Origin of the sequence: Enterobacter sp. SECR19-1250 (genome assembly GCF_013391025.1) — a bacterium.
Lineage (GTDB): Bacteria > Pseudomonadota > Gammaproteobacteria > Enterobacterales > Enterobacteriaceae > Enterobacter > Enterobacter cloacae.
Map to the genome: position 1 here is coordinate 1 of NZ_JACASJ010000276.1, position 1,109 is coordinate 1,109.

At 49.5% G+C, this 1,109-nt stretch carries 1 protein-coding gene and 1 pseudogene; one reads left to right on the forward strand and one right to left on the reverse strand.

Going from position 1 to position 1,109, the window contains the following annotated elements:
• A partial coding sequence (locus HX884_RS26580) for a sulfatase-like hydrolase/transferase (protein ID WP_178329043.1) occupies window positions 1-715 on the forward strand: 715 nt, incomplete at its 5' end.
• Here HX884_RS26580 and ligB read toward each other — a convergent pair.
• Window positions 712-1,056 (reverse strand): annotated as a pseudogene (gene ligB / locus HX884_RS26585) (ATP-dependent DNA ligase); the annotation flags it as partial. The gene HX884_RS26580 and the pseudogene ligB sit on opposite strands and share 4 nt — an antisense overlap.
• Window positions 1,057-1,109: the final 53 nt, after the last annotated feature.

Below are 1,109 nucleotides of genomic sequence, written 5' to 3' on the forward strand. Positions count from 1 at the left end.
ACTGATCGCCAGATCACGCTATTTAAATTCTGGAATTAGCTGCGGAATGACGGCTTCTATCAGCCACAAAGCCCGGTGGATTGACACTCGCTATGACACAGAGCTTTTACCTGCCCTGGATGAGGCGCTTAAAGCTCCCGGAAAGAAATTAATTTTCCTGCATATTAACGGTAGCCATGAAATGGCATGCGATCGGTTTCCTGCATCTGCAAAGATTCTGAATACCAGAAACCAATATGAAGATTGCTATAATAACGCGATTTTATTTACCGACTTTTTCATTGGTGAAGTGGCTAAACGTCTACAGGCCAGTGCATCCTCTCTGCTCTATTTATCTGACCATGGGCTGGAAAAAAACCCGCAACTGAATTCGATATATATGCATGGCTCACGTAATCCAAGCAAAGAGGCTTACCAGGTTCCCCTGTTTATCTGGTACAGCCAGCAAGCCCTGAATGCCCAAAAAAAAGCGGTAGGTTGGGTACATGAACCGTGGCCAACTGCAAGCAATTATGAATTAATGTTAACGTGGCTTGGGATCACAACAGGTGTTGATCACTGCAACTCGGTGCTTGAAGCGTGCTATCAGTCACCCACGCTTATCCCGGTGATCGATGGCGGTCGCCACATCTACAACTACGATCAGCTTCGCGATACCTTCAGTTCACCTGACAGACATACCCCTTGGCGCAAAGCTAAAGCAAGCACACTCTAAAATCCTGACACGCCCTGCTTGCCGAGCCAGGAAGCCAGGCCGGCAATGCCAGGGTTATGAATGAAAGCAACGATTTGCCGCGCTTTCTCTTCTCCCGTCCCCGGCAAGGTCTGCCAGTCCATAGCGCTACGCTGGTGTATGATCTGCCATGATAGCTCTCCGGCGGCTTTCAGAGTCGCCTGAGCCAGCGGAACACCCATCGCCATGATCCAACGAATAAAAGGACGCTCGCGCACCAGATTAAACTGATGCCAGAGCGCCAGTCCGCGTGCAGCCGAAAACCCCGGCGTGGTTTGCAGCTGCGCCTGGGTTAACAACAGCCATGAGAAAATATGTTCAAACCGACATTCCGCAGCTAATTTAGGAATAAACTACCTCATAGAGTCTACCGAGT